This is a genomic window from Porphyromonas loveana, from assembly GCF_003096695.1.
Taxonomy (GTDB): Bacteria; Bacteroidota; Bacteroidia; order Bacteroidales; family Porphyromonadaceae; genus Porphyromonas; species Porphyromonas loveana.
Genome location: NZ_QEKY01000002.1, coordinates 92219 through 108355, shown reverse-complemented (window position 1 = coordinate 108355; position 16137 = coordinate 92219). Strand labels below are relative to the sequence as shown.

General features: G+C 45.6%; 14 protein-coding genes. 4 read left to right on the top strand and 10 right to left on the bottom strand.

What is annotated here, in order from left to right; genetic code table 11:
- Nucleotides 1-25 precede the first annotated feature (25 nt).
- Nucleotides 26-1555: a lipopolysaccharide biosynthesis protein gene (locus C7382_RS01410; protein ID WP_116678539.1), complete on the top strand. Its 1530-nt coding sequence runs from the start codon at nt 26-28 to the stop codon at nt 1553-1555.
- A gap of 83 nt (nt 1556-1638) precedes the next feature.
- Here C7382_RS01410 and efp read toward each other — a convergent pair whose 3' ends face one another.
- Nucleotides 1639-2205: an elongation factor P gene (gene efp, locus C7382_RS01405; RefSeq protein ID WP_116678538.1), complete on the bottom strand. Its 567-nt coding sequence runs from the start codon at nt 2203-2205 to the stop codon at nt 1639-1641.
- A gap of 178 nt (nt 2206-2383) precedes the next feature.
- Nucleotides 2384-4228: a glutamine--fructose-6-phosphate transaminase (isomerizing) gene (gene glmS / locus C7382_RS01400; protein WP_116678537.1), complete on the bottom strand. Its 1845-nt coding sequence runs from the start codon at nt 4226-4228 to the stop codon at nt 2384-2386.
- 568 nt (nt 4229-4796) lie between these two features.
- Between glmS and serC the strand changes: the two genes are divergently transcribed.
- The 3 genes from serC to C7382_RS01385 all read left to right on the top strand — a co-directional run bounded on the left by serC (nt 4797) and on the right by C7382_RS01385 (nt 8167).
- Nucleotides 4797-5879: a phosphoserine transaminase gene (serC, locus tag C7382_RS01395; protein WP_116678536.1), complete on the top strand. Its 1083-nt coding sequence runs from the start codon at nt 4797-4799 to the stop codon at nt 5877-5879.
- Between the two features lie 102 nt (nt 5880-5981).
- Nucleotides 5982-6902: a 3-phosphoglycerate dehydrogenase gene (locus tag C7382_RS01390; protein ID WP_116678535.1), complete on the top strand. Its 921-nt coding sequence runs from the start codon at nt 5982-5984 to the stop codon at nt 6900-6902.
- A 17-nt stretch (nt 6903-6919) separates the two neighbouring features.
- Entirely contained in the window at nt 6920-8167 is a 1248-nt protein-coding gene (locus C7382_RS01385; protein ID WP_116678534.1) for a DUF1015 domain-containing protein, read from the top strand.
- Nucleotides 8168-8268: 101 nt separating this feature from the next.
- On the opposite strand, the gene C7382_RS09990 is transcribed toward C7382_RS01385, so the two are convergent.
- The 8 genes from C7382_RS09990 to C7382_RS01345 all read right to left on the bottom strand — a co-directional run bounded on the left by C7382_RS09990 (nt 8269) and on the right by C7382_RS01345 (nt 16124).
- Nucleotides 8269-8751: a DUF6078 family protein gene (locus C7382_RS09990; RefSeq protein WP_133241524.1), complete on the bottom strand. Its 483-nt coding sequence runs from the start codon at nt 8749-8751 to the stop codon at nt 8269-8271.
- Between the two features lie 544 nt (nt 8752-9295).
- On the bottom strand, nt 9296-10699 hold the full coding sequence (locus C7382_RS01375) for an MFS transporter (protein WP_116678532.1): 1404 nt from the start codon (nt 10697-10699) through the stop codon (nt 9296-9298).
- A 26-nt stretch (nt 10700-10725) separates the two neighbouring features.
- Complete coding sequence (locus C7382_RS01370; protein ID WP_116678531.1) at nt 10726-12015, bottom strand: bifunctional folylpolyglutamate synthase/dihydrofolate synthase; 1290 nt, start codon at nt 12013-12015, stop codon at nt 10726-10728.
- Complete coding sequence (locus tag C7382_RS01365; RefSeq protein WP_116678530.1) at nt 12012-13283, bottom strand: adenylosuccinate synthase; 1272 nt, start codon at nt 13281-13283, stop codon at nt 12012-12014. Before C7382_RS01365 ends, C7382_RS01370 begins: the two co-directional genes overlap by 4 nt.
- A gap of 27 nt (nt 13284-13310) precedes the next feature.
- A complete protein-coding gene (locus tag C7382_RS01360) occupies nt 13311-13814 on the bottom strand; it encodes a Fur family transcriptional regulator (RefSeq protein WP_116678529.1) in 504 nt (167 codons plus the stop codon).
- A gap of 145 nt (nt 13815-13959) precedes the next feature.
- Nucleotides 13960-14835 carry an RsiV family protein gene (locus tag C7382_RS01355; RefSeq protein ID WP_116678528.1) on the bottom strand — a complete coding sequence of 292 codons (876 nt, stop codon included), beginning with the start codon at nt 14833-14835 and terminating at the stop codon, nt 13960-13962.
- Nucleotides 14832-15851 carry a type I phosphomannose isomerase catalytic subunit gene (locus tag C7382_RS01350; protein WP_116678527.1) on the bottom strand — a complete coding sequence of 340 codons (1020 nt, stop codon included), beginning with the start codon at nt 15849-15851 and terminating at the stop codon, nt 14832-14834. Before C7382_RS01350 ends, C7382_RS01355 begins: the two co-directional genes overlap by 4 nt.
- A gap of 12 nt (nt 15852-15863) precedes the next feature.
- Nucleotides 15864-16124, bottom strand: a complete 261-nt coding sequence (locus C7382_RS01345; RefSeq protein ID WP_116678526.1) for a hypothetical protein — start codon at nt 16122-16124, stop codon at nt 15864-15866.
- Nucleotides 16125-16137 lie beyond the last annotated feature (13 nt).

Here is a 16137-nt window from a genome sequence, read left to right as displayed (position 1 = left end):
CACGTTCAGCTTATTAGACTTTTATATGACAAAGACACGTACTCAGAATAGTCTGCTCAACTCTAAGGTGTCGCTCTTGTATTATGTGTTGATACTGGCGGCGACATTTATTTCTCGCAAGGTCTTTATCGACTGTTTAGGCAGTGAAGTCCTGGGTTTGAATACGACCGTATCCAATCTTTTGGGACTACTCAATCTGACCGAATTGGGGATTGGCGTGGCTGTATCATTCGCCTTATATAGACCTCTCTTCGACGATGATAGGAAGAGCATCATAGAGATTGTATCCGTACAAGGATGGCTGTATAAGAATATAGCCATTGTGGTTTCTGTCGGTGGGATGATCATGATGGCTCTTTTCCCTTGGATATTTGCCAAGAGCGAATTGCCCCTTTGGTATGCATATTCCACATTCAGTGTGCTGCTATTCTCCTCGCTGCTGGGCTACTTTGTCAATTATAAGCAGATCATCCTAACGGCAGACCAGAAGCAGTACAAGGTTGTATTGGTTACTAAGACGCTGACTTTCGTCAAGCTCATTGCTCAAATTTTGTTAATACGCTATTCGGCATGGGGCTATCAGGGGTGGTTGGTACTGGAGTTTGTGTTTTCGATATTCATCGCATGGGGGCTCGATTATGTTGTGAGACGTACTTACCCATGGCTCAAGACTTCGTTCCGTCTGGGCAAGGCTGTTCACAAAGCGCATTCGGTTATTATCACTAAGACCAAGCAGCTTTTCTTCCATCAGGTGTCGGCCTATATTCTTTTCCAGACTTCTCCTTTGGTCATATATGCATACACCGATCTGACGCTGGTAGCTATCTATGGCAATTATATACTCATTTCTTCGGGTATCGTCTCCCTTTTGGAATCTGTCTTCAGCGGCATTGTCCCGGGCGTGGGCAATCTCATAGCAGAAGGTAAGCGAGAAGCCATACAGCGAGTGTTCAATGAGTATTTTGCCTGTAGGATGTTGGTTGCAGGTATCGTTTGTTATTGCTTGTGGGTTGGCGGAGATGCCTTTGTCACAATGTGGGTAGGGAAGGAGTTCCTACTGGCTCCCATTCCCTTTGCACTGGTCGTAGCCATCACCTTTGTCAATACGACTCGCGTTTCAGCCGGATTTACCTCGGCATATGGCTTGTTCAAGGATATTTGGGCTCCCATCACAGAAGCTTGCCTGAATCTGGGCTTGTCAGTTTTGCTGGGTTATTATTGGGGACTGACGGGTATTCTGATCGGAGTGCTCATCAGCCTCTTGCTCATCGTAGTTACATGGAAACCATATTTCCTACATCGGGAGGGTTTGCAATTGCCCGTATGGCCCTACTTCCTCAAGTATATCGGGTATATGGCTGTGCTTTTTGGTAGTGTGTGGCTAGTACGCACGGCATTAGGCCCTATAGAAGACGTAAATGTATTTGGTTGGCTTCTCGGTGTATTGAAACATTTGGTCGGGTATGGCCTGCTCGCTTACGTCATACTCGTTCTATTTGACAGAGGGATGCGAGACTTTTCCGGCAGAGTTTTGCGTATGCTCAAGCTGAAGTAATAATCAAGAAGGCAGCAATATAAAAAGAAGCCGCCAAGTTCGTTAGAGCTTGGCGGCTTCTTATATATGTTTGGAAGAATCGCTTATTCCTTTACACGACCGATGTAAGAACCATCACGAGTGTCCACTTCGATGAGTTCACCCTCTTGGATAAAGAGCGGTACGCGCACTTCGGCACCGGTCTCTACGGTTGCCGGCTTGAGGGTATTGGTGGCAGTGTCGCCCTTGAGCCCCGGTTCTGTATAGGTGACGCGAAGCTTAACGTGCGCCGGCAATTCGCAAGTGAGCACAGTCTCACTGGCTGCATGAACCATAGCTTCCACCATATCGCCGTCTTTGAGGAATTGTACACCGTCGATACTGGGACCAGGGATGGCAATCTGCTCGAATGTCTCGGGGTGCATAAAGTTGTAACCCATTTCGTCTTGGTAGAGGAACTGATAGGGACGACGTTCGATGCGTACCTCTTCTACTTTGACTCCACTATTCCAAGTCTTATCGAGGATACGGCCTGTAGCCACATTCTTGAGTTTGGTACGTACGAAAGCGGGGCCTTTGCCGGGCTTAACGTGGAGGAATTCGACGATGAAGTAGTATTGTCCCTCGATGTCGAGACACATACCGTTACGGAAATCTGCTGTTGTAGCCATTGATATCTTTGAGTTATTATTATGAGCTAAGTAGGGGAGAGACCTTATATTCCAATCGAAAATGACCTCTTGCACCCACAAAAGTAGAAAAAATGTCGGTGACAGAAATAATGGTACTAATAATGCAAAAACAGATTTGTCAAGAAGAGAATACCGAAATGATGTTTCATGTCGTCAATTATTCCACAGTTACCGACTTGGCCAAGTTGCGTGGCTGGTCCACATCTAATCCTTTGCAGACGGCAATATGGTAGGCCAATAATTGTAATGGGAGGGTTGAGATGAGCGGAGTCAGGCATTCGGGTAAGTCCGGCAACTCGATACAAAAATCTGCTATCCCCGGCATGACTGTATCTCCCTCCGTTATCAGGGCTATTACGCGTCCTTTACGGGCTTTTATTTCTTGTACATTGCTTAGCACCTTTTCGTACAATCTATTTTTCGTTGCCAAAACTACGACCGGCATTTCTGCATCGATCAAAGCAATGGGTCCGTGCTTCATCTCTGCCGCAGGATAGCCCTCGGCATGAATATAGGAGATTTCCTTTAGTTTCAGAGCTCCTTCGAGCGCTACCGGATAGCTGTAACCTCGTCCCAGATAGATAAAGTTGTGTGCATAGGTGAAAATCTTCGAGAGCTCGGCTATTTTGTCATTAAGGGCGAGTACTTGTTGCATTTGCTCAGGGATTCGACTAAACTCCTTCAGCACAGTCCGGAATGTGTCTTCGTCTATCGTCCCTTTCTCTCGTGCAAGAGTAAGAGCCAACATCGTAAGGACTGCCACTTGTCCTGTAAATGCCTTGGTCGAAGCGACACCGATCTCAGGCCCGACATGGATATATGAACCTGTATGAGTCGCTCTCGGGATCGATGCCCCTATGGCATTGCATATACCATATATAAAGGCCCCTTTCTGCTTGGCCAGCTCTACAGCAGCAAGTGTGTCGGCCGTCTCTCCTGACTGAGAGATGGCAATTACCACGTCGTCTTCACTGACTACCGGATTTCTGTAACGGAACTCCGATGCGTATTCTACCTCAACGGGGATGCGACAGAAGCTCTCGATCAGATGCTTACCAATCAGACCTGCATGCCAAGACGTACCACAGGCAACAATGATAAAACGCCTGGCAGACAAGAGTTTATCCTTGTTGTCAATGATGGCTGACAAGACAATATTGGACGCTTCTACATTGATTCTGCCCCGCATGCAATCCATCATGCATGCCGGTTGATCCATGATTTCTTTGATCATGAAGTGCGGATAGCCTCCTTTCTCTATTTGACCGAGACTTAGTGTCACTTGCTCGATCGTATGCTTTTTCTCGACATTGTGCAGATTCACTATTTTCAGCTCCTTTCCCCGACGAATATGACAGATCTCTTCATCTTCGAGATAGATCACCTGATCCGTATATTCGATAATAGGCGTGGCATCCGATGCGAGAAAGAATTCATCTTTCCCGATCCCCACCACCAAGGGGCTACTCTTCCGTGCAACGATGATTTCGTCGGGATGCTGCTTTTCTATAATGGCGATGGCATAGGCCCCGATTACCTGTCGCAAGGCTAACTGCACGGCAGTGATGAGGTCGATCTGATTAGTCTGCTGGATGTATTCCACCAATTGCACCAAGACTTCAGTGTCTGTGGAGCTTCGGAAAGAGAAGCCCTGATCTTGTAGTTTGCTCTTGAGGGTAGAGTAGTTCTCGATGATACCGTTATGGATCAGAGCCAGGTTTTCAGAAGATGAGTAATGGGGGTGCGCATTCTCTGTGCATGGTTCTCCATGTGTTGCCCAGCGTGTATGTGCTATGCCGATGGTGCCGCTTATGTCTTTGTCACGGACAAAAGCCTCCAATTCAGCCACCTTCCCTTTGGCTTTATAAACGTTTAGTTTGCCATTGTCTCCGATCAAAGCAACTCCGGCACTGTCGTAACCGCGGTATTCGAGCCTTTTAAGACCCTTTATCAAGATGGGGTATGCCTCTTGCATACCGATATATCCTACTATTCCACACATAATTTGACGATATTTTAATGTTGTTGCGCAATGCGTATGCATCCGAACCAAAACGCAAAGAACAAACAAATAAGTATATTCTCCAAAGCACCGCACCAAAATACAGGTTGTTATTTGCGGTATGATAGCATCGAACGGATCTTAGGGTATTTTGGTTTGCTAACCGATAGGCGAGATGGCGATATGTGCCACCGATTATATAGAAGTTCAGTTTTGTCCTTAAGGAAGGACATTTCTGTCCTCAGTCGAGGACAAATCTATCCTTTATAAAGGACACTTTTGTTCTTTGCTTTGTAGTCCACGCTTGAAGTGAACTCTAAAAGTCGGGCAAAATAACTTATGAGCCTTACTTTAGGTTTTTTACTGCTGGCAGAATAGTCTTCGACACCCTTCACGCGAATGATAACCCCTATTTCGATACAGTTGCGCTGGTATTTCTCGGGAATAAGTTTGCGCGTATGTTTTATTTGGTACCTTTGCGCAGGAAAAAGATGCAGTCAAGCATCTTCTCAATCAAAGAACAAGAAAATACTACTAATAACTAACCAATTTAAACATTGTTTTTCTGATGAAGAAGCACAATTTCACAGCAGGACCCTGTATCCTCAACGACTTAGTATTGAAGGATGCAGCATCGGCATGTCTCAACTTCGCCGGTACAGGTCTTTCTCTTCTCGAAGTATCGCACCGTGACAAAGAATTTGACGGTGTAATGATCGAAGCTCGCAATCTCTTCAAAGAATTGCTCGATGTGCCCGAAGGCTATGAAGTCCTTTTCCTCGGTGGTGGTGCCAGCCTCCAATTCTATCAGGTACCTCTGAACTTGCTCAAGAAGAAAGCAGCCTTCATCAATACCGGTACATGGGCTACTAATGCTATCAAGCAGGCTCGCATCATGACGCAGGTATATGGTGGTGAAGTAGAAGTATTGGCTTCTTCCGAAGACAAGAACTTCTCATATATCCCCAAGGATTTCGTTATCCCCGAGGATGCGGACTATTTCCACTTTACGAGCAACAATACCATCTTCGGTACTGAAATCCGTAAGGACTTCGACACGAAAACTCGTCTCGTGGCCGATATGTCATCTGACATCTTCTCTCGTCCTGTAGACGTTTCTAAGTATGACCTCATCTATGGTGGTGCTCAGAAGAACATCGGACCGGCCGGTGCTACTTTCGTTCTCGTGAAAGCCGACGTACTCGGACAAGTAGAGCGTCCTCTGCCTGATATGCTGAACTATCAGATCCACATCAAGAAGGATTCTATGTTCAATACACCTCCTGTATTCCCTGTTTACGTAGCACTCCAGACAATGAAGTGGTACAAGGAACTCGGTGGTGTGAAGGTATTGGAAAAGATGAATCTCGACAAGGCTGCCGTTCTCTACGATGCTATCGACAGTAGCAAGCTCTTCCGTGGTACTGTAGCTACTGAAGACCGTTCTATCATGAACGTATGCTTCGTGATGAAGGACGAATATAAGGAGCTGGAAAAAGAATTTGCCACATTCGCAGCATCTCGCGGTATGGTAGGCATCAAGGGTCACCGTTCAGTCGGTGGTTTCCGCGCTTCTCTCTACAATGCTATGCCCATCGAAAGCGTTCGTGCTTTGGTAAGCGTAATGAAGGAATTCGAAGCTAAGCACTAATCACATAATTTTCGGGAGATAAGACGATTGTCCTCTTTCTTGGTGTGACAATCTCTTATCTCCTTTTTTCATAACCATAACACATAACCGTAGTTATCAATCATGACTAAAGTACTGGTTGCTACCGACAAGCCCTTTGCTAAGGTAGCCGTAGACGGAATCAAGAGAATCATCGAAGAAGCCGGTTTTGAGCTTGTTTTGCTGGAAAAATATACAGAGAAGAAGCAGCTCCTCGATGCAGTGAAGGATGCCAATGCCATCATTATCCGTAGCGACATCATCGATGCCGAAGTGCTCGATGCAGCCAAGGAACTGAAGATCGTAGTACGTGCAGGTGCCGGCTATGACAATGTGGATCTGGCGGCTGCTACAGCTCATAACGTATGTGTAATGAATACACCGGGTCAGAACTCCAATGCTGTTGCCGAGTTGGTACTGGGTATGCTCGTATATCTCAATCGTAACCTCTTCAATGGCACTTCCGGTGCTGAACTGATGGGTAAGAAGCTGGGTATCTTGGCTTATGGTAACGTGGGTCGAAATGTAGCACGTATTGCCAAAGGCTTCGGCATGGACGTATATGCCTACGACCAGTTCGTTTCTGCTGCTAACATCGAAAAAGAAGGCGTGAAGCCTGTTGCTTCTCGCGATGCACTCTTCGAGACTTGTGATATCGTATCTCTTCACATCCCGAAAACTCCCGAGACTGTTAAGTCAATCAATGCCGAACTATTGGCTAAAATGCCTAAGGGTGGTTGCCTGATCAACACGGCTCGCCAGGAAGTAATCGACGAAGAAAGCATCTGTAAGTTTATGGCAGAGCGCACCGACTTCAAGTATGCAACAGACATCAAGCCTGCCAATGATGCTGAGATGGCTAAATTTGAAGGTCGCTACTTCGCAACGCCCAAGAAGATGGGTGCACAGACAGCTGAGGCCAATATCAATGCCGGTCTTGCTGCTGCCAATCAGATTGTTGATTTCATCAAGAACGGAAACGAAAAATTTCGCGTAAACAAATAATTGACCAGACATAGAATATGGCTATCGTAAAACCATTCAAAGGGGTACGTCCTCCCAAGAACTTAGTAGAGCAAGTAGCTTCTCGTCCCTACGACGTTCTCAACTCTGAAGAAGCCCGTGCAGAAGCCAAAGGCAATGAGAAGTCTCTCTATCATATCATTCGTCCTGAGATCGACTTTCCTGTTGGGAAAGATGAGCATGACGAAGATGTATATCTGAAGGCTGCCGAGAACTTCAAGATGTTCCAAGAAAAAGGCTGGCTCGTTCAGGATGCCAAAGAGAACTACTACGTTTACGCTCAGACGATGAACGGCAAGACTCAGTACGGTCTCGTTGTGGGTGCTTACGTAGAAGATTACATGAAAGGTGTCATCAAGAAGCACGAACTTACGCGTCGCGACAAGGAAGAAGACCGTATGAAGCACGTACGTGTGAACGATGCCAACATCGAGCCTGTATTCTTCGCTTATCCTGAGAACAAGGAGCTGGATGCTATCGTGAAGAAATATACTGCTCGTCCAGCAGAATATGACTTTGTAGCAGAGTTCGACGGCTTTGGTCACCACGTATGGGTGATCGATGAAGAAGCAGACATCAAGCGTATCACTGAACTGTTTGCAGCCATGCCTGCTCTTTATATCGCCGATGGTCACCACCGTTCTGCCGCTGCAGCTCTCGTCGGAGCTGAAAAGGCTAAGAATAACCCCAACCACCGCGGAGATGAAGAGTACAACTACTTCATGGCTGTTTGCTTCCCTGCAGATCAGCTCACGATCATCGACTATAATAGAGTAGTGAAGGATCTGAACGGTCTGAGCGATGAGGAGTTCCTGCTGAAGCTGTCTCAACACTTCGATGTTGAATGCAAGGGTACGGAAGAATACCGTCCCAACAAGCTGCACAACTTCTCTCTCTACTTGGGAGGTAAGTGGTATTCACTCACAGCCAAAGAGGGCACTTACAACGACAACGATCCTATCGGAGTTTTGGACGTAACCATCTCGTCTAACTTGATCTTGGATGAAATTCTGGGTATCAAAGACCTCCGTTCAGATAAGCGTATCGACTTTGTAGGAGGTATCCGTGGTTTGGGTGAACTCAAGAAGCGCGTGGACAGTGGCGAAATGCGTGTTGCTCTGGCTCTTTATCCCGTGTCTATGAAGCAACTCATGGATATTGCCGACTCTGGTAACATCATGCCTCCTAAGACTACGTGGTTCGAACCGAAGCTCCGTTCAGGACTTATCATCCACAAATTGAGCTAATATCCCTTAGTAATATTAGAAAAGCGACCGTATCCAGATTGTTGGATACGGTCGCTTTTTGTCTTAATTGCTGTGATAGATTAGGGCACCACGGAGCGGCTTTAGGTATTAATGGTTCGCACAATGGGGCTTTCTGTATCATAGATGGCATGCATCTCATCATAGCGAATCCGATCGGGGTCAATCCCCTTGTCTTGAAAGAGTGAGCGTATGTAGGCCTGTTCTTCGATGGTGATGTATCTGGCCTTTGTCCGTATTCGAAAGAAGTTAGTGCGACCAAAATAAGCGATCAATTCTTTTTTGATCGATACAGCTGCACGATAGGGCAGATCGTCCAATAGCTGACTGATACCCAAAGCATACATCATCGGCATATTGGTGGCAAAAAACTCACAGCCTATTGCTGTACAAGGAATAAGAGGGTTGACAATGGTGAGAAAGCTCGCGCCCTTTCTCGCCACTGTGTCGTAAGCCGAAGCACGCAGGCATTGTCCCCTCACAGGACAGTCGGGACGGGTGGCACATACTTGGTAATCGGTGGGGAGACGATCGTACCCCGAAGGAATAGTAGTTGCAGTGTTCATATATCAATAATTAAAAAATACTCTGAAAACAAGGATGCTTATTCTACGAGAACAAACGGGGTCGGGAGAAAAATTGATCATCCCTGACAGCGTCTGACTACCCGTGGTGCAAATGTAGTTGATTTCTTCCGTCAATCTCTCATAGAAAAGAAAGAAGTAGGGAGACCAAGTTCTCGTATGCACTTATTTGCTTAGCTGATGGGTATCTATAGGAAGTTCGGTTATGTCCTTAGGGGAGGATGGTTCTGTCCTCTACGGTGGATAAATCTATCCTTTATTAAGGACAGTTTTATCCTTTGCTTAGTTTGTCTCCTTGCAGTCCATTCTTCGTTGGCAAGAAAAGCCAGATCCATTTGTAGTGTCTGTCTTTCTGCGTTGTTATTGAGCTTTTTAGCATACAACTAAACATAATCACGATTATATATAAATATACACCACAATCATTATCCGTGGGAATGTGTTTGTATGTTTGATCGAAGAAAAAAAGTGTGCCAAAGGAAGAACGCTCCCTTTGGCACACAACATATTTCGGGAATATCAGGAGCTACTTCTTGATATTAGGAAGTTCCAAGCCGTAACCTTTCTTCACGTCGGCACCTTTGAGAAGCAATCCAAGGAAGAAAGCTACAACGCCAAACGATGCAAAAACAAGCATGGCAACTGTGTAGTTCTTGGGATCACCGGCAACAGCTCCCTTGTTCGTCGCATCCAAAATCGAACCAATTACGATGGGCACAACCATCAGACCAATATTCTGGATAAAGAAAATTGCAGAGTATGCCGAGCCCAATACCTTGGGATCAATAATCTTGGGGACAGATGGCCAAAGAGCGGCCGGAACCAAAGAGAATGAGATGCCCAGCACTACGATAGCAGCGATGGCAATTCCCAAAGAGGATGAGGTACCAGCTTCAAATGGATAGATGGCAAAGGTTAGGTGGCAAGCAAACATCAACACTGCACCCACGATAAGCATCGTTGCACCCTTGCCCATTTTGTCCAAGAAAGCCCCCAAAAATGGCGTAAGTACCATAGCTCCCAAGGGGAACATACTGAAGATGCGGGCAGCGTTTTCGGCGGTAAGACCGATGTTGGATTGGAGCATCTCAGTCGCAAATTTTTGGAACGGGAAAATGGCAGAATAATAGAGCACGCAGAGGAGCGCTACAATCCAGAACATGCTGTTCCCGAATACCTGCTTGAGGTCGCTGAAACGGAATGGCTCTTCCTCTTCAATGTTTGAATCTTGTATTTCTGTATCGAGTTTCTTGTCTAAGATACCATAGACAACGTAGATAATAAGAGCGATAAAGAGCAGGCAAGTAATGAAAATCACCGGCATCTGAACGCTCTGAAGTGTACCTTCGAACTTCTTGGAAATCATGGGTGATGTCCAGAATACGGCGAAAACACCCAATCGTGCAATTGCCATCTCAAGTCCCATTGCCAAAGCTAATTCCTTACCTTGGAACCACTTGACGATGGCGCGCGACACCGTCACACCAGCCATCTCGACACCACAACCAAATATGGCAAAACCGACGCAGGCCAACTTAGCTGAGGGCGGGAATGCATGAGAGAAAGAATTGAGCATGTCGTAGCCAAAACCACCATTATTGAAAGTTTCACTAAGGGCATATACCTTAATAAGCGCTCCGATGAGCATCAAACTACCAGATAGAAGAGCTGTGAAGCGAACTCCCATTCGGTCCAGAATGATACCGGCAAAAATGAGGAACCCAAAGAAAACATTGATAAAGAATTCGCTACTGCCATATGAGCCAAAGACAGTAGAATTCCAGTTTACTTGCTGCTCCAACTGAGTTTTCAGCGGAGAAAGCACGTCCACGAACATGTAGGCGATGAACATGGTGGCGGCCACGAGGATAAGCGCAGTCCACCTGACTGCAGGTTTATCCCTCAGAGTTTGTTTCATTACTTCAGTCATTTCTTGAAAAATTTTTATGAATTATACTATTTGAATTCTTCCAATAGATCGGCGACAATGAAATTACTGCCTCCGACAAAAATAAAGTCATCTGCATCTGCTTCTTGGCGAGCGGCTTCCAACGCTTCGCGCACTGTAGGATAGGACTTACCCTCTAATCCAAAGGACTGAGCCTGCTGTTTCATATCCTCTTCGGGCAACGCTCTTTCCACAGATGCTCGGGTAAAATAGTAAGAAGCTTCCTTGGGTAAGAGAGCCAAAACAGCTGAGATATCTTTGTCATTGACCATCCCGAAAACCATATGTAGTCGGCGATAGGATTGTCTCTTTAGCTGTTCTGTTATGAATCGGAATCCATCTACATTATGTCCTGTATCACATACGATACGAGGATGATCTGCCAACTGTTGCCAGCGTCCCCAGAGACCGGATAGTCGTGTGACGTGCATGAATCCTTCGTTTACCTGCTGAGGCGTGACGGATATGCCACATTTGTTTTGCAATGTGCTGACAGCGCAAAGGATGGTACGAGTATTCTCTTCTTGTGCCAAACCTGTCAATTCGCCACGTATCTGCCCATAGTCACGGGTTTCATAGAGATAATACTCCCCTACTCGTTCAATAGACGTCACGATGTCAAGGTCTTGAGCAAAAGAGATAGTTGTCCCTACTTCTTCGGCCTCCTTCTCAAAGACTTCGCGCACTCCGCCATCTGCTCGACCGATTACGACAGGAACACCCGTCTTGATGATTCCGGCTTTCTCGAAGGCTATCTTCTCTAATGTATCACCCAAGAACTGCGTATGATCCTTGCTGATGTTCGTAATGATGCTGAGTATGGGAGTGATTATATTGGTGCTGTCCAAGCGCCCACCCATCCCTACTTCGATTATGGCTATATCCACAGCTGCATGGCGGAAATAGTCTAACGCCATCATTGTAGTAAGTTCAAAGAAAGAAGGATGCAGAGAAGAGACAATCTCACGTGTACGCTCACAGAAGTCAACGACGTATTCCTTCGACACACATGCTCCGTTAACCCGAATGCGTTCTCGAAAATCGACCAAATGTGGTGACGTGAAAAGACCGACACGCATGCCGGAAGTCTGCAAAACGGCAGCCAACGTTGATGCAGTAGAGCCTTTCCCATTAGTACCTGCTACGTGGATTGTTTTGTAAGACTTGTGGGGATTGCCAAACAAATCGTCTATTGCCCGGACAGTATCAAGTCCTGGTTTATACGCTCCCCCCCCTTGATGCTGAAAAACGGGGGTAGCAGTAAAGAGATAGTCAACGGCTTCCTGATAGGTCATCATACCTTTCGGATGATGGTCTGTTCTCTGTCAGGACCAACAGAAACAATGTAAATAGGAACACCCAATTCTCCTTCCAAGAATGTGATATAGTCGCTAAATTCTTTAGGAAAATCAGCTTCGGATGTAACTGCAGTCATTGATGTCTGCCATCCTGGTAACTCTCGATAGATAGGTTTTACCTTATCTGTCAATCGGAACGGGAAGTCTTGTGTCACTACCCCATCTATTTCGTATGCAACACAAGCCTTGATTGTCGGGAACATATCCATGACATCACTCTTCATCATGATGAGCTTGGTCACCCCGTTCAACATTATTGTATAGCGCAGAGCCACGAGATCTATCCATCCACAGCGACGCTTGCGACCGGTTACTGAGCCAAACTCTCGCCCAAGCTCGCACAATTTGTCTCCGATTTCATCGAATAGCTCTGTGGGGAATGGACCAGCCCCAACTCGTGTGCAATAGGCCTTGAATATGCCATATACATCTCCGATGGTACGAGGAGCAACACCTAAACCGGTGCAACAACCGGCACAAATGGTATTACTACTGGTGACAAAGGGATAAGAACCGAAATCAATATCCAACAAAGAGCCTTGAGCTCCTTCAGCCAGAACTGTCTCCCCTGAAGTAAGAGCATTATTGATCACAAACTCACTATCCACGAAAGTGAATTTACGCAGGTAGTCCGTAGCATCCAGCCAACGTTTCTCAAGATCGGCTAATTCATCTGTGGGATAATTGAGGGATGCTAATACACGGAGATGACGTTCTTTAGTCTCAGCGTAAGCTGCATCGAAATCACATTCCAAATCGCCAATACGAAGACCATTGCGGCTGACTTTGTCTGTATAGGTCGGGCCGATACCTTTGCCTGTTGTGCCAATTTTGCCACTTCCTTTGGATGCCTCATTAGCCGCATCCAAAAGTCTGTGCGTAGGCATAATAAGATGTGCCTTGCGAGAAATGACAAGACGCTTGGTGAGGTCATGACCACTCTTGGCCAAAGCCTCAGCTTCTTCTTTAAAGAGCAATGGATCCAATACTACCCCATTGCCGATCACATTCATCTTTTCGCCTTGGAATATTCCGGATGGGATAGAGCGGAGTACATATTTTTCACCATTGAACTCAAGCGTATGGCCGGCATTGGGCCCACCTTGGAATCTTGCTACTATATCATAGTGTGGAGTAAGGACATCCACGATCTTTCCTTTTCCCTCATCGCCCCACTGAAGACCGAGGAGCACATCTATTTTTTTCATTAGGATGGATATGTGACAGTGATTATTCTATTTCTTTTTTTTCTTTGCTTTTTCCCTCTCTATTGCTCGCTTCTGAGCTTCTGCGCTTTTCTTGCATTTATTGCAGATTCCGTAGAGGCAGATAATAGCATGCTCATGGGTAAATCTCGGTGGGCGAAGTTCTTTTTCTGCTAAAATAGCTTTGACACTTTTTCGATAGTAAGTAGAGAACTCTGCGCACTGTGTACAAAAAAGCAGTGGTGACTGTTCTGCTTGAAATGTCATGAGATACTGATACATGGTCCCAGGCGAAGGTAGGCGAAGCACAATGCCAGAGCGCTCAAACAAGGTCAGCGTATTATAAACGGTAGCCCGACTAACTTGCAGCCCTTCTTCCTGAGCCAACTCATAGAGCACCTCTGGTGTAAAAACTCTCCTCGCGTTGTAAGCGATTTCAAGAATGCGGTATCGTTCTTGCGTATGGCGTAAACCATTTTCAGACACGTATGTCCGCAGTTTATTCCGAAGTTCCTCCAATGGTGTGGCTGTCATTTTTAAATAGTATCACTATTGTTTAGGCGAGAGGGATATGCAAATGTAGATGTTTTTGACGAGGTTATTTTATGATATTTCTAAATAATTACACAACGCTCCCCATTCTGTGACTACAGTATCACGATGAGAAGGGAGCGTTGCATTATTGTCCATACTCCTTATTAGTTCGCGGTAATAATTTAGCCGCAGCCGAATCCTCAAGGATGTATGGGGCGAGATCCTTGTAAGACAGGGTAACCACAATCATTCCCATCGCATAGGGTGCGATCTCATACTGGTTGAAGTGAAATGATATGCCATTTGGCGTAATCTCGTAGTTGTCCGTTAGGTATAGATCTCCGAGGGTGCCATAACCCATTTCATTCAATGCTTCACGAGAGGTTACATCTTGATCTTCCATGAGTTGCTTCCATAGCATGTCAGTCAGTTCTCTGGCCTTTTTTTCATCTAAGAAGTCAAATAGTCGAATGAGTTTCCCCGTGTGCAAATCAAGATTGAACAATCTCGTGAAGAAGTGTCCGTGGGCTCCACCTGTATAACCAAAAATCTCAACTCCATAGACCAAAAGACTATCCTGCCTATAGATTACTTGTCCGAACAATTCCTCTACGTATGAGTATAACCCTCCTTCAGGGCGATAATTGGGATTTGCAGCCAATTCTTCTTTTAGTTCTGGCTCTACCTCAGCTAAATAGATCGAATCACTTGCTGCTGCATATGCAAGCATCGCCTCTCTCGGCTTCATGGATGCATATTGGGGTCCAAATAGATTGTTTAGAATATTGTAGCGTATTGAGTCAATAACTACATTGGGCATAGAGTCAGTGGGACAGGCAAAGACTATAGAGATACTATTATGGGGCATCGTAGTATCCCCAAAAAGGTGAGTGCTACGTTCCAAAGACAAGCTGTCAAGGATGATTTGACCGCTCTGGAGGCTTTTGTTTCTATTACAAGACATCACATATGCCAATGTAGCCAAAAGGATGAAAAGAAGAGCAATTTTTTTTGTTTTCATAATGAGAAATGTTGCGAATTAGACAATGGAGGAATGTATGTTTCAAGTAGTTTGCAGGCTATTTGGGGCATGAGTTGCAGATCGGCCAATGCCGCAGGTATCAATACGCTTCTTCCTTGCTGTAGCTGAATAGTATTACTTCTATTATCAGTGATTGTAAGCGCTCCATCCAAACACATATAGATGACGAAGCTATCCTTTTCCAATAAATTGCGTTGCAAAGGTTGATCTAACTCTAAAACACTAGTGTGGAAATATGGACAATCGACCAGTTCGACAGCGGTATTACGACAACTACGATAGTCGGTCTGGTATGACTTTTCGACTTGGAAATTGATTGCATCCTTGGCCCATTCGGTGTGTAATTCTCGCATTCGTCCCTCTGCATCCGGGCGATTATAGTCATATATCCGGTATGTAATATCCGAGGTTTGTTGTATTTCAGCTACAAAGCATCCGGCTCCTATAGCATGTATCCGTCCGGCAGGCAAGAAGAAGACGTCACCTGCATGAACCTTATGTTCAGCCAACACATCCATGATTGTGCCATCGGTTACTCGCCTTTCGTAGTCATCGGGCGACGATTGGACTGCCATGCCAGAATAGAGACGAGCATTTGGTTCAGCCTGCAACACGTACCACATTTCAGTTTTACCGGAAGAATTATGCCGTTCAGCTGCCAAATGATCATCAGGATGAACCTGAACCGAAAGATCTTCGCGAGCATCTATAAACTTGATCAATAGAGGAAATTTGCGACCAAATCGTTCAAAGACATGACGCCCCAGCAATTCCTCTCCATGATAGACAAGCAAGTCATCTATCGTTTTTCCTGACAATGCACCATTGTCAATAACAGAAAAACTGCCATCCACATGAGATATCTCCCAGCTCTCCCCTATAGGTTCATCTGTAGGTTCCAATCCTTTGTATGGACGTATCTTCTGCCCTCCCCAAACCACGGATTTGAGAATAGGGCGGAATACATACGGATAAAGATGGTTTGCTTCTGCCATATACCGCTTTCTTTATTGCTTCAGTTCATCTGTTTCATCCTCATAATGAGCATATTGCTCAGTTTCTCGTCTGCGATGCTCACGGAATTTATGCCGTTTGATTAATGCCCATCGTAATAGAAAAAGAACGATCAACTCAAGCACACAGACGAGAATGAACGGAATCAATCTATCAGTACCATCCGGAGCGATCCGCTCTTTGGGAAATCCGATAATGGATAGCACCAAGAAATAGATGAAAAGAAGACCTATGGTGATATTGATCCGTTTCATTCGCTTCTGTATT